Consider the following 15,805-nt stretch of genomic DNA (forward strand, 5'->3'; position numbering starts at 1 on the left):
CCCGGGGATGCCCGCCGCCCCCGGCGGAATGCCTCGATGACGTGGACGGCCGGGCGGACCGGCCAGGACGGACCCCACCATGGCTGATGCGACCCCGCTACGCGGCAAAGACGTGCGTCTCGACAAGGTGTCGATCCGCTTCGGCGATTCCACCGCCGTGCAGCCGACCGATCTTTCCATTCACGCGGGCGAGTTCTTCTCGATTCTCGGCCCCTCCGGCTGCGGCAAGACCACCTTGCTGCGCACCATTTCCGGCTTCATCGAGCCCACCGCTGGCCGGGTGCTGATCGGCGGCGAGGATATGGCGGGCAAGGGCCCGAATGAGCGGCCGACCGCGTTGATCTTTCAGAATCTCGCACTCTTCCCCTTGATGAGCGTGGCCGAGAACGTCGCCTTCGGGCTGGAGGCACGCGGCGTGCGCAAGGCCGAGCGGCTGAAGCGCGCGCAGGAACTTCTCGAACTCGTGGCGCTTGGCGGTTATGGCGACAAGAAGCCGGCGGACCTCTCAGGTGGCCAGCGCCAGCGGGTGGCCATCGCCCGGGCGCTCGCGGTCGAGCCGGCGGTGCTCTTGCTGGACGAACCGTTGTCGGCACTCGACCTCAAGCTGCGTCAGCACATGCGCAGCGAACTGCGCGCCATCCAGAAGCGGGTGGGAATCACCTTCATCTACATTACCCACGACCAGGGCGAAGCGCTCGCCATGTCCGACCGGGTGGCTGTGATGAGCCGCGGCAAGCTCGAACAGGTCGCGGACGCCGACACGCTTTATGCCGACCCGGCGACGCCCTTCGTCGCGACGTTCGTCGGCGAGCAAAATGTGCTCCGCGGCACGGTTACCAGCGTGGCCGACACTCAGGCCGTGCTGGATACACCTATCGGCCGCGTCGAGGGGCGGGTGAAAGGCCCGTTGCGTGTGCGCGACGAAGCGCTGCTGCTGGTGCGGCCGGAACGCATCGCGCTCGGTGGCGACGGTGCCAATGCCGTCCCCGTCCGCCTCGCCGCCCGCAGCCTCGAAGGCGCCTCGGTGCATCTACAATGCGCCGCGGCCGGACAGACGCTTACCGTTACCGTGCCGAACGGCCCGGCGGTACGCGAACTGCCGGATGAACTGACGCTCTCTTTCGGCATCGACGACGCGCTCGTCTACCCGCTGGGGCCGGTGGCCCATGGGTAGTCTCTCGCGCGCTTATGGCCGGCCGCTGGCCACCGTTATCGTCGGCATCGCCATCGCCTGGGTGCTGGTGCTGATTCTTGTCCCCCTGGGGGCGATGGTGGAGCAGTCGCTGTGGTGGCGGGAATCGAAGGGCGACGTGTCGCTCACCATTGACCGGCTCTACAATGACATCTCGCTGATGGAGCTCGACCGGCAAAGCGAAACCGACCCGGCGAAGAAGGCGAGCCTCGACCAGAGCGTCTCGGAAAAGCAGGCCGAGATCGCCACGCTGGAAGCGCAGGAGAAGAACCCGCCGAAGAGCTACGGCATCGCCAACTTCACCCGCATGAGCGGCCTGCATTTCTACATCTTCGTGCGCACCATCTTCTACGCTTTGTTGGTGACGGCACTGGCGCTCGTCGTCTGCTACCCCGTCGCCTATGTCGTGGCGCTGGCGAGTGGCCCGCGCAAGGCGATCATCCTGATGGTCGCGCTGATCGTCCCCTATGCCATCAACGAATTACTGCGCGTCTATGCCTGGCTCATGATCCTGGACTATCGCGGCGTCATCAACGGCGTGCTGCAATGGATGGGGTTCATCAATCTCGATGCGCGCGAGTGGATCCCGTTCCTGGAGAATCCCTCCGCCGTCTTCCTGGCGATGATCTACACCTACGTCCTGTTCATGGTGTTCCCGATGGTGAACACGCTGGAGACACTGGACCGCAACCAGATCGAAGCCGCGCGCGACCTCGGCGCCTCGACGCTGCGCATCCACCGCCGGGTCATCATCCCGCACGCCAAGCCGGGCATCGCGGTGGGCTGCATCATGACCTTCATGCTGTCGGCCGGCTCCTATTCCGTGCCGGCGATCATGACGCGCGGCCAGGGCGGCGACTGGTTCAGCCAGCTCGTGTACCGGCAGTTCTATGAGGCGAACAACTGGAACATGGGTTCGGCCTATGCCGTGTCGCTGCTCGTGGTCTGCACCGCCTTCATCCTCCTGATGATGCGCTTGTTCGGCGTCGGGCTGAGGGACATCGCGAAATGAGCACCGCCACGGAGAGTGCCGGCGCGCGGCTGGTGCTGAACATCTATATCGCGCTTTTCGTCCTCTACCTTTTCCTGCCTCTGGCGGTGATGTCGGCGGCGGCGTTCAATTCCTTCGACTACCCCTCGGTGACACAATGGCAGGGCTTTACACTCAAATGGTTCGTCGCCCTCGCCCATGACCAGCGCCTTCTGCAGGGGCTCGTCAACTCGGTGCTGGTCGCGCTCGGGGTAATCGCTGTGTCGATACCCGCCGGCCTGTCGGGGGCGCTGATCCTCACCCGGCTTGGACAGCGTTCCGGGACGGTTCTCTATTCCGTGCTCGTCTCCCCCGTGCTGACGCCGGGAATCATCCTCGGCATTTCCAGCCTCATCTTCTGGCGGGAATTCGGCGTACCGGGCGGGCTGTTCGTCGCCGTCATGGCGCAGTCGAGCTTCATTGCCTCCTACGCGATGCTGCTTTTCCTCGCCCGACTGCAACGGCAGGATCGTACGCTGGAGGAAGCGGCGCTCGATCTCGGCGCCAGTCACACCCTCGTGTTCCGCCGCATCACCCTGCCCTTCCTGGCACCGACCTGCTTCACCGCCGCCGTGGTCGCCTTCCTACAGTCCTTCGAGAACTACAACACGACGGTTTTTGCCATCGGCGGTGAATGGACCCTGGTGACCGAAATCGCCTCGCGCCTGCGCTTCGGCCTGTCCCCCGTGATCAACGTGGTCGGTGTGATCTTCGTGGCGCTAACGCTTGTCGCCGCTATTGCCTATGTAGTGCTGCAAAAGAAGCCGAAGGCCTAGGCTCAGGACCTATTAATTGCGTTCTGGATGTGATTCACAGTCTCCATTGAGGAGGCTGTGATGGGTGATTTGTTCTTGCTGAGCGAGCGGCAGATGGCTCGGATCTCGCCGTTCTTTCCGCTGGCCCATGGGGTGCCGCGCGTCGATGACCGCCGGGTGGTGAGCGGCATTGTCTATGTGATCCGCAACGGGTTGCAGTGGAAAGATGCGCCGAAGGACTACGGCCCGCACAAGACGCTGTACAACCGCTTCATCCGCTGGAGCCGGCTCGGGGTCTTCGACCGTATCTTCTCCAGCCTCGCCGGCGAAGGGCCCAAACCCGAACGGGTGATGATCGATGCCACGCATCTGAAGGCCCACCGCACGGCGGCGAGCCTGCTCAAAAAGGGGCTGTTCCCCGTCGTATCGGGCGCACCAAAGGCGGATTGAACTCCAAGCTCCACACCGTCTGCGACGGCGCGGGCCGTCCGATCATCATGCTGCTGACGGAAGGCCAGATGAGCGACCACAAGGGCGCCCGCCTCGTCCTCAACGCGTTGCCGCCGGCCAAGACCCTGATCGCCGACCGGGGTTATGACAGCGCCTGGTTCCGGGAGGCGCTCGCCGACAAGGGGATCACGCCCTGCATTCCTTCATCGCGGAGCCGCAAGCGGCCTTATCCCTACGACAAAACCCTCTACCGCCAGCGTCACAAGGTCGAGAACCTGTTCGCAAAGCTCAAGGACTGGCGCCGTATCGCCACACGCTATGACCGATGCGCACACACCTTCTTCTCGGCCATATGCATCGCAGCCACCGTCATCTTCTGGCTTTGAAATCAATGAGTCCTGAGCCTAGCTTCGCTCCCGACCCTCCGATTCAAGATACTGAGCCGGCTATCATCACCCGAACGTGATGGCTCGCGCCGTGACGTGCTCACGCTGCGGCACTAGCCTGCGCCGCATCCCAGCGACCATACGCCAACATAACGGAGCCAGCGATGAGCCAGATGTCCCGCCGCCATGCGCTTGCCGGTGCCGCAGGCCTCGCCGCGATGCCTGCCGCCCTGCCTCTGCTTGCAAGCGTCTCCCCAGCCACAGCGCAAACCGCCACAGGCCAGCAGGTGCCGGGGCTTTATCGCTACCGTGTCGGCACGGCCGAGATGACCGCGGTGAATGACGGCATGCGAACCTTCCCGCTTGCCGACGGCTTCGTGCGTAACGCCTCCCGCCAGGAGATCAATGCCGCGCTGGAAGTTGCATTCCAGCCGAAGGACACGATGTCGATCCCGTTCAATCCGCTGCTCATCAATAATGGCGGCAAGCTCATTCTCATCGACACCGGCAATGGTCCCCAGTCCGGCAATGCGCCGGTCGGGCGGTTGCAGGCCAATTTGGCTTGGGCAGGCGTCAAGCCGTCGGACATCGAAACAGTGGTCATTTCCCATTTCCACGGCGACCATATCAATGGGCTGCGCACTGCCGATGGCGGGCTCGCCTTCCCCAACGCGGAAATCCTGGTACCGGAAGCGGAATGGGCATTCTGGATGGACGAGGGCGAGATGAGCCGCGCGCCAGAAGCACTGAAGGGCAACTTCACCAATGTCCGCCGCGTTTTCAAGGATATCGAGAGCAAAGTTGCGCGCTATGGCTGGGACAAGGAGATCGTCCCTGGACTGACGAGTGTCGACGCTGCTGGCCATACGCCCGGCCACACCGCCTTCATCTTTGCCTCAGGCAATGAGCGCCTGTTCATCCAGTCCGACACCACCAACACACCGATTCTGTTCGCTCCCCATCCGGAATGGCAGGTGCAGTTCGACATGGACGGACCGAGGGCCGTGCAGACCCGCCGCCGTATCTACGACATGGTGGCGGCGGAGCGGCTTCAACTCACCGGCTACCACTACCCCTTCCCCGCCACCGGATTCATCCGCAAAGAGGGGGAGGGTTACGCCGTTGTGCCAGCACTCTGGCGCCCGGTGCTTTGACGCCCGGCGAGGGTCGTGACTTGGCAAGACCGGCGGGGCGAGGCTATGTCTCGCCCCACCTTTTCGGAATCGAGGACCGTCCATGTCCGACACTCTTCCCGACCGCCTGTCGAGCGACCCGAACAGCCCGTTCCACAATGCAGAACTGCTGGAGCGCGGAGTCGGCATCCGCTTCAAGGGCGTGGAAAAGACCAATGTCGAGGAGTACTGCGTAAGTGAAGGCTGGATTCGCGTCTCAGTCGGCAAGGCCAAGGACCGCGCCGGGAACCCGATGACGGTGAAACTGGTCGGGCCGGTCGAACCTTATCTACGCACGCCGGACGAGTGAGCGTCTCGACGGCACCCTGCGCAAGCGTGTAGACCAGCACGCCGACGTCGCCGCCTTCCGGCCTTGACGCCTCAGCTATCGGGCAGTCCGCATGAATGAAGTCGCCCGCCCCGCCGGTCCGAGCCATGCCGCGGTTGACGCGTCAACCGCCTTGAGCCGCATCGCCTTCGTAGCAAGTGAAGCGCCGGACGCGCTTCAGGCCCAAGGACTGCTCACGGCACGCTATGGCACCGTGCCGGCGGAAGACGCCGATGTCGTGGTCGCACTTGGTGGCGACGGTTTCATGCTGCAGACGCTGCACCGCTTCCGCGACAGCGGCACGCCGATCTACGGTATGAATCGCGGTTCGGTCGGCTTCCTCATGAACAGTTTTCGCGAGGAGGACCTGCCCGCGCGTATCACCGCATCGCAGCGGGTGGTTATCCATCCGTTGATGATGGAAGCGACCGACATAAAAGGGCGCCAGCACCGCGCCTGGGCGATCAATGAAGTGTCGCTCATCCGCCAATCCTATCAGGCGGCGAAGCTGCGCATCGCCATCGACGGCAAGGTGCGGATGGAGGAGTTGATCTGCGATGGCGTTCTCGTAGCAACGCCGGCAGGATCAACGGCCTATAACCTCTCCGCTCAGGGCCCGATCCTTCCCATCGGCACACCACTTTTGGCGGTCACCCCCATTTCCGCCTTCCGGCCGCGCCGCTGGCGCGGGGCGCTCGTGCCTGACCGCGCCCGCGTCGACATTGCCGTGATGGAGTTCGAGAAGCGTCCGGTGAATGCAACGGCCGATCATTTCGAGGTGCGCGACGTGGTGGCGGTGCGCGCACGGCTCGATGCCAATTCCTCGATGACCATGCTGGTCGATCGCGATCACTCGATCGAGGAACGCATCCTGGCCGAACAATTCGGCTGAACGGCGCTTAGGCCGCGAGGGTCTGCCGTTCCGAGCGCTCGCGCGCCTCGCTCTGCCAGCGGTGCAGCATGCCGACGATGCGGTTGCCCTGCGCGCTCTCACCGGCCTCTTCATAAGCCGCGAGCACTTCGTCGAGAATGCGCAGGCGTAGCCGCGGCTCCTCATCGAGATCATCGACATAGGCTTCGGACTGAACGACGCAGAGCGCGGTGCGGAAGGCAATGAACGCCCCGCGCGGCATTCCCAGCCGGTCATAGAGCACGCGGAAGGCCTCGCCCGAACGGTCCGCCGCGAGAGCCGAAACGTGGTTGACGCCGATACCGGAGAGGACGGAGACCGCCTCAAGGAAAAGCCGCATCTGGCCCGACAGCAGCGAACGCAGCACCAGCGCCGAGGTCAATTCACCCCTGGCCTGCAGGTCCTGAACCAGAGCGCGGGTCTGCGTGAAATCCGTGGCCGCGATCTGGGTCACCGTGGCCTGGTCGGCAGCCTCGCGCGCCAGCCTCGCGGCTTGCTGAGGGGAAAGCCACTGGCGCTCCTCGACAAAGGCCGACAACGCTCCGGCCACCACACGGATCAACGCCTGATGCGCCGCCGCCGGCAGGTCCGGCCGGCAAAGCAGCGCCTCGCGTACTTCCGGCACCCGTCCAAAACGCGACACGATATGACCGAGGGCGAAGCCCGGCACGTCCGCCGTCGGGTTGCTCACCAGCGCCAGCACGGCCTCGACACCGCCGACCTCCGCCAGCAAGGCGGCGACGGGCGCCGGCAGGCTCGCCCGCCGCGCAATCGCCTGCTGTTTGTCGGCCTCGCCATCCGCGCAAAGGGCAATGAGTTCACGCACATTAAGTACGGCTGAATGTTCCAGCATCGTCTCGCCCGCCGCCCCTGGGAGCCGCGCAAGCTGAAGCGCCACATCGGCTGGCACGAGAGGGTAGCGGCACAGGGCTGAAGCGAGCTGAAACTGGACCATCGGCGAAGGGTCGGCCACCAGCGCCGGGAGGGCCTCATCGATCTCGGCGCGCTCGGTCGCGCCCAGCTCGGGCCGCACATAGGCGCGGGCCAGAGCCGCGACCGCCCTGGCTCGCGCCTCCTCCGGAGCGGTCTGCGTCCAATCCAGAAACTGCCGCACGATCATCGCGCACTCCCGGCCCGGTTCATCACGACAACGAGCCTGCACCGCGGCAACTTAAGAAAGCGTTGACCATAGAAGACGGGACGGCCGGCTCTCAGTCGCCGCTGCCGTCCTGCCCCTCCAGCGCATCCGGCGTCACCTGATCGCCGACGCGTACCTCGACCGACTCGTTCTTGCCCGTCTCGACGGTGAACACCTTCGAGTAGGTCTTGCCCTGATAACGAGCGACCGCGGTGTATTCGCCTTCGGCCAGCACGAAGGTCGGCTCGGGACTGATCGATTCCTTGACGCTGTCGCCACCCGGCGTGCCGATCGACCATTGCGTCTCCGGCATAGGATCGCCTCCGGCCACTTTCACCAAGCGCAGCGTCACCTCGCCCGCGCGGTGGTGCAGCGTCGCATCCGTCACCTTGCCCGCCGCCACCGCGAGATCCGCCTGGATCACCGCATTGCCGTCGCCATAGGTGGAGACGACATAATAGTCGCCGGCCGGCAGGATAATGAGATCTCCCGGATTTGCGCCGCGGTAATAGGGACGGCTCGACGCCCGTCCCTGCAGGAAGCTGCCCTCGAACAGATCATAGGTGACCTTGTCCGCCGGCACCGGCTTTTCGCCGACATCACTGTGCAGTGTCACCGCACCCGCCGGGACGACGAGTTGCTCGCGCCGCGACTCCTCGCCGACCACGATGCGCCGCGCGACGCTGGCGAGGCCATAGGCGACATGCACAACATAACCACCGGGCGAAAGGAAGAACACCGGCGCGGGATCGGCAGCTTCTGCCACCAGCGGATAGGCACCGGACGCTTCCGGGCGGTCGGCGAAGACGCGCCAGACGAGACCGCGCGGAATCAACCCGTCCTTGTCGCCGAACCGGGCACTCATGCCGATCGCCACCTTTCCCGCCGGCGGCTGCGGCAGGATCGTGTGCGGGTCGCCCCCTTCGGCGCGTCCGGTGGCGGGTATGCGCGCCGCCGGCCCCGCCGCGCCTGAAGGCGCCGGAGACGGCGCCGGGGCGCCGACAAAAGGCATGGCGCGGGAGGGCTGAAACGGCGCCGGACTGAAAGGCTGAGCTGATTGCCCTGGGGACGGCGCCTGGAAGGGGGCGAGTTGCGCAATGTTCCCCGTCGGCGACGAGGGCGTCACCTGCGCCAGGGCACCGCCGCCGGAAAGGACGATGGCGGCAATGCTCAAAACCTCCGCGCATCGACGAACGAATGCGCCGGAACCAAGCGTAAGCGCTCGCCGGGTGGGGCCAAGGAACCGTAGCACGAGGGGAACGACATGTTGCGACATAGGCGCTGTAGGTGCCTTCAAACGGAGGCGAATTCAAGTCATCGGGATGCCGGATGACCGCCGCCCGACGCCCCCTGCTTCGCGCCCATCCGGGAATGCTGAAAAGAACGAGGCTCACGCTGCTGCGCCCCGACGGGACGCGGCTTCTCGGGTGGAATAGACCGCGTGGCGCCCACAGCCGACGCCACGTATTGCGCGACGCGCTCCAGCGGTCCGTGTCGCGCTTGGCGCCACCGAAATCAGAACCGCGAAGGCACGACGAAGCGGCGCCCGCCCCCGCCTGAGACTGAAGCGCTCCCGGCGAGCACTCCGCTGTTTCACCGGAACTGGCTGGCAATCGCGTTCCGAGTGGACATGAACAGAGCCCTCCGCAAAGAAGCCTCGCAAAGCGTCGACTTCCATATCGGAGCTACCGCATGCCCCGCTGCGCCGCCGTCACCAATTCCGGCGGGAGGTCGCGCCTCGCCTTCGACGGGATCATCAGCGGAGCGGCGAGGAGCCCGCATTGCGGCTGGGCTTCGCCCGCTTTACGGTGGCGGGATGCGGACGCGCTGCAAGCTCACCGCGCTAGCGCCGCAGGAACCCTCGCGGCGCTATCAGCGCAAACGGCCGGATGCCCCCTGCATCTCGACATCGAAAAGATGCTCGCCCACCTTTAAAAGGCGTCGGTCATCGCATCACCGGCAAACCGTGGGAAACCGGCAAGGGCGTCGGCTATCACGTCCTGCACGTTGACTACCGACGACCGCCCCCTCTCGCCTGTGTGCAAATGCCACCCGATGAGCAACGCTGTGCGACGGCGTGCCTTTTTCTACCACGCTGGCCCCGAATCTGGGCACGCAGCGCCTGTATCCCGCAAGTGGCTACCGACCATGAGCCAGAGATAGCGCCAGACTGTTCCGCGATGCGTCGGATGCTGGGATCCAACATATCCGCACTGGGCCCTACACGCGAAGACCAACGGCGCAGCCGAGCACTTCATCCGCTTCCTGCTGTGAAATGGCCTTTCATACCCGTTCCGATCCGTCCATCGAAGGGCCGCGAACCTGCCAAGAGGGATTGCCCGCCTAACGCGAGAGGCCACGGCCTGGCCTCGCCCGAAGGACGCAGTTCGCTCTTCCCAGGAACAACCTGGCGAGAAGTCACATCCTCGAACTTCAAGAGTCGGCTCGCGCGCAGAGCTTCACGCTCGTCCCTCCGCCCCCGCCGGCCGGACGCCTCTCGGATCAGCGGATGGTCCCGTCTTCGGGAGAATGTGACCAAGCCCTATTATTATCGCGTTGTGATTCTTCGAGCCGCATTCCCGCGCCCGTGAACGGCCGGCCCCGCCCCTCCCCGGCGGCTCACCTCGCTACCTCGTCGCTCTTCCAGCGCGCTTACAGTGGACTTTTGCCAATGACTGCCGACGGCTCCACCCTCGACCTGCTCCGGACACGCAAGAGCCCCAAGGTGTTCGACCTCACTTTCCCGGGCCCGAATGAGATCGAGCTCGATTCCATGTTGGCCATAGCGACGCGCGTACCGGATCACGGCAAACTTGCGCCGTGGCGTTTCATCGTGTTCGAGGGCGAGGCACGGGCGCGCGCCGGCGATGCCATCGCCGCCGTCTTCGCCATCGACAACCCCGAAGCGGAGCCGGAGCGGATCACCCTTGAACGCAACCGGCTCTGCCGGGCTCCACTCGTGATCGCCGTCGTTTCACGAGCGGCGCCGCACGCCAAGATTCCGGAATGGGAGCAGACCCTGTCAGGCGCGGCGGCCTCCACACTCCTGCTGCTCGCCGCACACGCGCATGGCTATGCCGCCACCTGGCTGACGGAATGGTACAGCTACGACCCACGCATACGCGCCACGCTGGGCCTGTCGGACGCGGAGCGCTTCATCGGATTTCTCTACATAGGCACGCTCGCCCGCCCGCAGGAGGATCGCCCTCGACCGGCCCTCGCCGAACTCGTCACGCGGTACTGATCCATGTTTTACGAACCCGCTCTCGGCAATCATGGCCTGCCGCACAACCCGCTGAAGGCGCTCGTGGCGCCGCGACCGATCGGTTGGATTTCGACATTGTCTCCGGACGGGACGCCCAATCTCGCTCCCTACTCCTTCTTCAACATCGTCAGCGAGAACCCGGATATCGTGATGTTCTCCAGCGCGGGGCTGAAGGACACTGTGCGCAACGCGATGGCGACCGGGGAGTTTGTCTGCAATCTCGCCACGCGCGATTTGATGGATCAGGTGAACATCACCTCGACTCCACTGCCGTCTGGTGAAAGCGAGTTCGACCTGGCGGGACTGGCCCAGGCGCCCTGCCGCCTCATCCGCCCGCCACGCGTCGCAATGTCCCCCTGCGCTCTCGAATGTGTCTGGATTGACACAGTCGAAATGATCGATCGCAGCGGCCGGCGGGCCGGATATCATGTGACCTATGGCGAGATCATCGGAGTCCATATCGATGATCGATTCATTGAGGAGGGACGTGTCTGCACCGAAAAATTGCAGCCTCTCTCCCGTGCCGGCTACTTCGACTACGCGTGGATCGACACCGTCACATCCGTGCCACGCCCCCGTTAACGGCCCATCCGGCGTACGCCGCGACCGACGCGCGCCTCCCCGCTCACCCCTTCGCCATAGCTTGCGTGACGTGCCTAGCAGGCAACCGCCTGCACATAGCCGGTAGCGGCGTAATCGAGCATCACCCGATCGCGGGTCATCAACCGGTAGCCCTGGTCACGTGCTGTCGCGATCAGCACACGGTCAACAGGGTCGAGAGGCGGCAAGCCCGGCAGGAAGGATGAGGCGATCAACGTCTCTGGATTCATGAGCGCGATGCTCATGCCAGGCAAGCCGGCGAGCGCTGCAAACCACTTCGCCGGCTCCATCGCCAGCCTTACGCGGCCCTGCTCTACCAGACGACCGAGTTCCCAAGCGGACATCGGTGAAATCGAAATTGGCGCCCCGCGTAGCCGAGCTTCGATCAACGTACCCCTAGCCTCGTCAGAGATCGGTGCCCCCTGCGCTACCCAAAGTGCGGCGCAGGTATCGAGAAGAAGCGGCATGCTCATGACTAGTTCTCCTCCGTCCACTCACGTCCATCCAACGGACTATATTCCTTCGATAACTCTTCCGACGACGATAGGCGCTCCGTCTGCCAGGCGCCGTCTGACGGCTGGACCGGATGCATCGATGCTGCTTCACCCACCCCGTCGTAGAGATAGATAGGAGCCGTGCTGGGCAACGTCAGATCAGTTCCAGGTTCGATATGAACCGTCCCTTTCAACCCCCCGAACAACCCAGCTAAGGGAGACCCCGTCGACGCTGGCGCAACCCGACTCGCATCGCCTGTCGGGAGCTGCGGAACGCTACGCGCGAACACCAGCCTGCGCGCTGTCATGTCTACGTCCTCAGATCGAAACCCGGCAGCCAGCCATGCCTTGGTCATCACACTGTTGGTTGGGTTGTTGCTCCACCATGCTCGATGATTGAACGCCGATTGTGGAAGTTTTGATCCAACAATCCGCTCTATATCCTCAAATGACATTGATATTCTTGGCTGCGTGCGACTCGCCAAGAACGTCGTCAGGGAACTGTATTTAGACATAGTGAGACCCCTTCAATCGCCGTATGTGGGCCTTATAACTAATTTACTACCTTTTCTCAATATGCTCAAAAGGCGGCGCACCACCCAGAGATACGCGACTCCCCCTCGATGCGACCCCTTCGTACTCGTGCCGCAGCCAAGCCGCCTTCGACGGAAATGTCGCAAAACGCCTCATCTACATTAAAACACACACACAAAAACACCACACACCTTGACCTCCCGATTAGCGCGATCAGTTTGTTTGATTCTCTCACTAAAATCTTGTTTCTATTGGCTTTATATGAGTTTTCAGAATGGACAAGCCATCGACCCTCCACCGACTTTGGCCCCATACTAACTTTATAGTGCATACATTATATTAACTAACTCCGGGGTTGCGAATGCCTTGCACACCGAACGCCCCTCCTGGTTGAGCGCCAGACGAACAAGGAGCGGTTAGAGTATCCGAGCAGCGCACGTCACATGCATATGACCCGCCCCAACCAAGAGCAGCCCACCCCATGCGATTAGGCTCCCTGGCAGGCCCAGGCACACAAAAACCCGACGGCTTCCGCTCTAACACCTTACTGTTGGCCTATATGCACTGGGGGATTCATTGATTTCATATTTTAGTTGCAATTTTTTTGATATCTATTTGTATAATATCTCTTATCATCGTTCTCAACGCTCCCCTCCCGACGATGCGTATCTGACCGCCCGCAATGGGTGTGGCGTTTATACATACGCAACGGACACACACTGTTCCATCAGACGACATATTGCTATGCGCTTGAAGTCAGAGATAGGCACTGATCTGAGCCTGGAACTTTGACTGCAGGTCGCCGGACATCCTGCGGCAGAGACAACCACCACCTGCCGTGCGGCAACCAGTTGTTTACCAAAACTGTGTTAAGATTCCCGAAATGAGACCGAAGGGGTTGCCATATGCCTGAGCTTCATCGTCGTGCTGTTATTGGGCTGTGTGTAGCCAGTGCGGCAGTCGCCTTGGGAGGGTGCAAACGAGCCCCTACTACCGGCACCACTCTATCGTCGGCCAGTGCAAACCCGACCGCTATGCTCTCGGGTCGTTATGGTGCCGTGGCGGATAAATTTCCTATTTCGGCCGTCGATATCTCGCAGATGAATCCAACCTATCTGCGCCGCGAGGTTGTCTATCAATCGCCCTATCCGGTGGGGACGGTTGTGATCGATCCGGCTGCGCACTTCCTTTACCTGATCCAGCCAGGTGGCACCGCGATGCGCTACGGTGTCGGTGTGGGCAAGGAAGGTTTCGGCTGGTCCGGCGCCGCCACGATAAACTCGAAGCAGGAGTGGCCGGATTGGTATCCCCCAAAGGAAATGATCCAGCGACGCCCGGACATTCAGGCGCAACTCACTAAGCTGCAGGGTGGCGACGGAGTGCCGGGAGGCTTGTCCAACCCGCTAGGTGCCAGGGCGATGTATCTCTGGCAGGACGGAAAAGACACACTCTATCGTATCCATGGTACGTTGGAGCCCGAGACGATCGGCACAAATGTCTCTTCGGGCTGCATCCGGATGATCAATCAGGATGCTATTGATCTCTACGGGCGCGTGGGGGTGGGTACGAAGGTCGTCGTGCTTGGGTCAAAGCCCGCCAGCTAAAGCCGCGCAGCTGGTATCTGCCGCTGCAATCTTCGCGCGTGTGGTAGATTAGCCTTTCCGTGAGCCGTGCAGGGACTCGTTTGTGGTATTTGAGCGACACGCTAACGGCTCAGCCAATCCTCGAGGCGGTCAGATGAGTGGCAGAATCATCACTATCGCGCAGCAGAAGGGTGGATCCGGCAAGACAACGCTGGCTGCCCACCTTGCTGTGGCTCTTTCACAACGCCCTTTGGAAGGAGAGCCGACCCGCGTGGCACTCCTCGACTGCGACCCTCAGGGGAGCCTGGGCGAGTGGTTCGAGGTTCGCGAAAGAACTCTCGGAGACGAAGCGACCGGCCTCTCATTCCGCACCGCGTCAGGCTGGGGCGCCCGACGTGAGGCACGCAGCCTCGCCCGCGATCACCATTTCATCATTATCGACACGCCCCCGAAGTCGGATGTGGAGTCGCGTCCGGCTATCGAAGTGGCCGATCTGGTGGGGGTGCCTGTCCAGCCAACTCCTGTCGATTTATGGGCCACTCGGCCGACACTGGAGATGATCAACAAGGAGGGAGCCTCCTGCCTTCTGGTCATCAATCGGGCCCAACCCCGCGCCGCCTTGACCAAGGAGATCGCCTCCGCCATCGAAGCCCTGGCCCATCCCGCGGCTCACGCACGGCTCGGCAATCGCGTTGGCTTCGCCGCCAGCATGGGACAAGGCTTGACGCTGCTTGAGACGGAGCCAGGCTCCAAGGGCGCTTTGGAAGTGGAGGCGCTGGCAGCAGAGTTCATGGCTCTGCTCCGCCGTTAGGCGCATTCGCCCGGAAGCCAGTGGTGGCGGTAATTTTACGGCTCGCTGCGATGCCCAGCTCCCCGAGCCGCGCAGAACGGCGCAGAAGCGCTCCCGTCCGGCGCCCCCTCCGCCTCTGCGGATGCGGCCGATTGAATCGTTGCCTTTGCCGAGTCAGCCTCTCGCAGATGTACGGCATGCCGTGTTTGACGGCTGCGTTTTGGAACGCGCCGCTAGGCCAAATATCCGGCAAGGGTCGCGCGACCGCCGCTCTGCGATGAAGGCCTCGTCGCGCGCACGCCTGCGAAGGCAGCCGCTTGGCGAGTCGGCGCTCGGCGGTATCCACGCGGCGCGGGCGAGCCCAGTGCGGGGCGAAGGCTGGGCGGCGCGACCACCGTTTCAACCAGCGTCGCCCTGGTAGCGGCAGGCTTGGCAACGGTGAGGAGATAGTCCGACCATGCTCAGGCGACCACGCTTAGAATGCGCTCGCGAGCATTGATGGACAGGCAGCGGTGCCATCATCAAGAGCCGTCGCAAGGCCCTTCCTGCGCCGACGGACCCAGCCGACCCGCCGGGGCACAGCCAACCGCGCTCCGAGCCACTGCGGCAAGGCGAGCGTTGTCTCGCTGTTGCCCCACCTTATGCGCCCGTAGAGAAAGTCGCCCGAGGCGCGACCGAGGCCCGGACCGTAACGGGTAGCGAATGGGGCGGACGGCACGCGAACTCGCCCAGCATTTGCGCCGCGCGCGTAACAAGACGTCAGCAAAAAGGGCGGATCGGCACCTTCTGCCGGTGCCGAACCGCTGCGGCGATCCGGCCAGCGACGCCTTGGAGGGAGTTCGCGACATGCGCCTCTTGTCCAGCGCGACGCAGGCGTGCGTCCAAGCAGCTTGGGCTGGATAAACGGCCAGCCATGGCGCAGATGTCGACAGCCCGAGCGGCGCGCTACGGGCAGGGCGCCGGCGGCGGCCCTTCCGCGCCCATTCAGCACCGTGCAGCTTCCGGCCTCACATCGCCGGAGGGGCAATCCCGCGCGTCGGCGGGTGTCAGCGGCACAATGAGGCAGCGACATCAGTGCCAAGGTCGAAGGCGGCTCCGGAGGCGTGCCACCACGCCGGTGTGGCGGCAGCGCTGTCATGCCCGACGTCTAACAGAGCCCCCCGTTTTGCACGCTTCCG

At 63.6% G+C, this 15,805-nt stretch carries 15 protein-coding genes; 11 read left to right on the plus strand and 4 right to left on the minus strand.

Annotated features, from left to right (window positions below):
- Nucleotides 1-79: 79 nt before the first annotated feature.
- The 7 genes from K9D25_RS17805 to K9D25_RS17835 all read left to right on the plus strand — a co-directional run bounded on the left by K9D25_RS17805 (nucleotide 80) and on the right by K9D25_RS17835 (nucleotide 6,205).
- The gene (locus K9D25_RS17805; protein ID WP_244376942.1) at nucleotides 80-1,174 is read left to right on the plus strand and encodes an ABC transporter ATP-binding protein; all 1,095 of its coding nucleotides are present in this window, start codon (nucleotides 80-82) and stop codon (nucleotides 1,172-1,174) included.
- Complete coding sequence (locus tag K9D25_RS17810; RefSeq protein WP_244376943.1) at nucleotides 1,167-2,204, plus strand: ABC transporter permease; 1,038 nt, start codon at nucleotides 1,167-1,169, stop codon at nucleotides 2,202-2,204. The genes K9D25_RS17805 and K9D25_RS17810 overlap by 8 nt, the downstream gene beginning before the upstream one ends.
- Nucleotides 2,201-2,998 (plus strand): ABC transporter permease, encoded by a 798-nt coding sequence (locus tag K9D25_RS17815; RefSeq protein WP_244376944.1) that lies wholly within the window; start codon nucleotides 2,201-2,203, stop codon nucleotides 2,996-2,998. The genes K9D25_RS17810 and K9D25_RS17815 overlap by 4 nt, the downstream gene beginning before the upstream one ends.
- Before the next feature lie 60 nt (nucleotides 2,999-3,058).
- Nucleotides 3,059-3,813, plus strand: a protein-coding gene (locus K9D25_RS17820; protein WP_244376945.1) for an IS5 family transposase whose coding sequence is annotated in 2 segments (ribosomal slippage) — nucleotides 3,059-3,392 and nucleotides 3,392-3,813 — 756 coding nt in all. Because the reading frame shifts where the segments join, the coding sequence is not laid out codon by codon here.
- A 164-nt stretch (nucleotides 3,814-3,977) separates the two neighbouring features.
- Nucleotides 3,978-4,967 carry an MBL fold metallo-hydrolase gene (locus tag K9D25_RS17825; protein ID WP_244376946.1) on the plus strand — a complete coding sequence of 330 codons (990 nt, stop codon included), beginning with the start codon at nucleotides 3,978-3,980 and terminating at the stop codon, nucleotides 4,965-4,967.
- A gap of 82 nt (nucleotides 4,968-5,049) precedes the next feature.
- The gene (locus tag K9D25_RS17830) at nucleotides 5,050-5,295 is read left to right on the plus strand and encodes a DUF3297 family protein (protein WP_244376947.1); all 246 of its coding nucleotides are present in this window, start codon (nucleotides 5,050-5,052) and stop codon (nucleotides 5,293-5,295) included.
- Between the two features lie 91 nt (nucleotides 5,296-5,386).
- A complete protein-coding gene (locus tag K9D25_RS17835; RefSeq protein ID WP_244376948.1) occupies nucleotides 5,387-6,205 on the plus strand; it encodes an NAD kinase in 819 nt (272 codons plus the stop codon).
- 7 nt (nucleotides 6,206-6,212) lie between these two features.
- Here the strand turns inward: K9D25_RS17835 and K9D25_RS17840 are convergent, their stop codons facing one another.
- Nucleotides 6,213-7,343: a DUF2336 domain-containing protein gene (locus K9D25_RS17840; RefSeq protein WP_244376949.1), complete on the minus strand. Its 1,131-nt coding sequence runs from the start codon at nucleotides 7,341-7,343 to the stop codon at nucleotides 6,213-6,215.
- Between the two features lie 91 nt (nucleotides 7,344-7,434).
- Nucleotides 7,435-8,226, minus strand: coding sequence for a hypothetical protein (locus K9D25_RS17845; protein WP_244376950.1), 792 nt, complete (start codon nucleotides 8,224-8,226; stop codon nucleotides 7,435-7,437).
- Nucleotides 8,227-10,032: 1,806 nt separating this feature from the next.
- Here K9D25_RS17845 and K9D25_RS17850 point away from each other — a divergent pair.
- Entirely contained in the window at nucleotides 10,033-10,605 is a 573-nt protein-coding gene (locus K9D25_RS17850) for a nitroreductase family protein (protein WP_244376951.1), read from the plus strand.
- Nucleotides 10,606-10,608: 3 nt separating this feature from the next.
- Nucleotides 10,609-11,208, plus strand: coding sequence for a flavin reductase family protein (locus K9D25_RS17855; protein ID WP_244376952.1), 600 nt, complete (start codon nucleotides 10,609-10,611; stop codon nucleotides 11,206-11,208).
- A 74-nt stretch (nucleotides 11,209-11,282) separates the two neighbouring features.
- Here K9D25_RS17855 and K9D25_RS17860 read toward each other — a convergent pair whose 3' ends face one another.
- Both K9D25_RS17860 and K9D25_RS25095 read right to left on the minus strand, forming a co-directional pair.
- Nucleotides 11,283-11,699 (minus strand): type II toxin-antitoxin system VapC family toxin, encoded by a 417-nt coding sequence (locus K9D25_RS17860; protein ID WP_244376953.1) that lies wholly within the window; start codon nucleotides 11,697-11,699, stop codon nucleotides 11,283-11,285.
- A 2-nt stretch (nucleotides 11,700-11,701) separates the two neighbouring features.
- On the minus strand, nucleotides 11,702-12,235 hold the full coding sequence (locus K9D25_RS25095) for a DUF7662 domain-containing protein (RefSeq protein ID WP_432207890.1): 534 nt from the start codon (nucleotides 12,233-12,235) through the stop codon (nucleotides 11,702-11,704).
- 924 nt (nucleotides 12,236-13,159) lie between these two features.
- Between K9D25_RS25095 and K9D25_RS17865 the strand changes: the two genes are divergently transcribed.
- Together K9D25_RS17865 and parA are read left to right on the plus strand one after the other, a co-directional pair.
- Entirely contained in the window at nucleotides 13,160-13,858 is a 699-nt protein-coding gene (locus tag K9D25_RS17865) for a L,D-transpeptidase (RefSeq protein WP_244376954.1), read from the plus strand.
- Between the two features lie 133 nt (nucleotides 13,859-13,991).
- The gene (gene parA, locus K9D25_RS17870) at nucleotides 13,992-14,648 is read left to right on the plus strand and encodes a ParA family partition ATPase (protein WP_244376955.1); all 657 of its coding nucleotides are present in this window, start codon (nucleotides 13,992-13,994) and stop codon (nucleotides 14,646-14,648) included.
- The last annotated feature ends 1,157 nt before the right edge of the window (nucleotides 14,649-15,805 follow it).

Source organism: Ancylobacter polymorphus (assembly GCF_022836935.1).
GTDB lineage: Bacteria > Pseudomonadota > Alphaproteobacteria > Rhizobiales > Xanthobacteraceae > Ancylobacter > Ancylobacter polymorphus_A.